Raw genomic sequence first — 2149 nt, forward strand, 5'->3', positions numbered from 1 at the left:
GCGTGCCGCCGTGGCTGGTCACGATGTCGCGCACGATGGCCAGGCCCAGGCCGCTGCCGGTGCCGGGAGCGTTGGTGCCGCGCTGGAAGCGCTGTTGCACCTGCTCGCGCTCGGCCAGCGGAATGCCCGGGCCGTTGTCCTCGACCTCCAGCACGCTGTGCGGGCCCTCGCTGCGGGTGCGTACCGTGATGCGGGCTTCGCTGCCGGCCGCGGGGCGGGCGTATTCGAGCGCGTTGTGCAGCAGGTTGCTGAGCGCCTCGCGGATCAGGTACGGGTGGCCGTGCGCCGGGGCCGGGTCGAGCTGAAAGCCCAGATCGACCTGGGCCTTGAGGGCTTGCGGCACCCAGTCGGCGGCGGCTTGCTCGGCAATGGCGCGCAGGTCGAACGACTCGTTCAGCTCGGCTTTTTGCTGGGCAGCATCGGAGCGGGCTTGGGCCAGTAACTGCGAGGCCAGACGCGCAGCGCGCTCGGCGGAGTGATGGATGCGCTCCAGGGCGGGCTGCGAGTTGCCCCGACTGCTTTCAAGCAGCGCCAGCTCGGCCTCGGTGCGCAGCGCGGTGAGCGGCGTGCGCAGCTGGTGGGCGGCGTCGGCCAGAAAGGCCTGCTGCGCCTGCCGCGCGGCCTGCACCCGGCCGAACAGGTCGTTGATGGCGCTGATGAGCGGCCGCAGCTCGGATGGCACGTCCGCGGCCTTGAGCGGGCTGAGGTCATTGGGGTGGCGCCGGGCGAGCTCGGCGCTGGCGCGGTCCAGCGGCTTGAAGGTGATGCTCACGGCCACCCAGATCAGCATCAGCTCGACGAGCACCAGCAGCGCGAAGAAGCCGCTGGTGTCGCGCAGGGCCTCGCGCTCGATGTGCTCGCGCTTGATGGTGGTTTCGGCGACGCGGATCTGGCAGTTGCGCCCGCCGCAGGGCACGAGCTTGACGGCCACGCGCACGCGGCGCCCGTTGATGGTCGATTCAATGAAATGCAGCCCCTTGGCGGGGTCGTCGGGCGACGCAACCGGCGTGATGCCGAGGTGGCCCAGCGCCTGGTCGCCCTGCAGCACGTTGCGGTCGGCGTCGAGCAGCGCGATGTAGACGGTATCGGTCTGGTCGGTGCGCAGCGAGCGCTCGGCCTCGGGCGTGAGGGCCAGGTGGACGGTGCCGTTGCGCAGCACGATCAGGTTGCTCAGCGCGAGCACGGTGTCGCCCAGGCCTTCGTCGAACGCCTCGTTGGTCTGGGCGACGGTCTGGCGGTATTGCACGAAGGCACGCAGTGGCAGCACCGCGATCAGCGGCACGATGAGCCACAGCAAAAGCGTGGCGCGAAGACTACGGGCGGAGGGCGTTCGGGTCACGGCGGCAAGGCGGGGCCGGCGGCTTGCCGGCACGAGTAGGCCGCAAGGTTAGCGTATCAGTTCGAGGGCAGCGGACGGGCCGCGCCGCCCGGGTTCGGGGCGATGGCGTTTTCAGCGTTTTCGTCTTCGAGCAGGTAGCCGAAGCCACGCACGGCGCGGATGCGCAGACCGGCGCCTTCGATCTTGGGGCGCAGCCGCGAGATGTAGACCTCGATGGCGTTGGGCGAGAGGGCGTCGTCCCAGCCCGAGATGGACTGCACGATCTGGTCCTTGCTGACGACGCGGCCGACGCGCTCGAGCAAATATTCGAGCACCGACCACTCGCGCACCGAGAGTTCGAGCGGGGCGTCGTGGATGAAGGCGCGGCGGGCAGACAGATCCATGCGCAGCGCGCCCATCACCAGCGAGTCACCACGGCGCGACTGGCCGCGGCGGGTGAGCACGCGCACGCGGGCGATCAGCTCGGCCAGGGCAAAGGGCTTGACGAGGTAGTCGTCGGCGCCGCCCTCCAGCCCGCGCACGCGGTCTTCGACGGAGTCGCGCGCGGTGAGGATCAGCACCGGGGTTTCGAGCCCCTCGCGGCGGATGCGGCGCAGGGTCTCGAAGCCGTCGATGCCGACCAGGCCGATGTCGAGGATGACGAGGTCGTAGGGGTCTTGCTTGAGCGACAGCGCCACGGGTTCGCCGCGCGCGGTGACGTCCACCTCCCAGCCCTGCGAGCGCAGCGCGCGGCCGGTGGATTCGGCAAGGCCGGGGTCGTCTTCGACGAGCAGGATGTGCAGGGAGTCCATGGTGCGAGGCGTGGCGCGT

Annotated in this window: 2 protein-coding genes; both read right to left on the reverse strand. The window is 70.5% G+C overall.

Features of this window, described 5'->3' with window-relative positions; genetic code table 11:
- The coding region (locus ACE3SS_RS15580; RefSeq protein ID WP_374595515.1) for a sensor histidine kinase at nt 1-1282 on the reverse strand (1282 nt) is incomplete at its 3' end.
- Nucleotides 1283-1395: 113 nt separating this feature from the next.
- On the reverse strand, nt 1396-2149 hold a 754-nt coding region (locus ACE3SS_RS15585; RefSeq protein ID WP_374595517.1), incomplete at its 5' end, for a response regulator.

The organism is Aquabacterium sp. (assembly GCF_041915145.1).
GTDB lineage: Bacteria > Pseudomonadota > Gammaproteobacteria > Burkholderiales > Burkholderiaceae_C > Aquabacterium.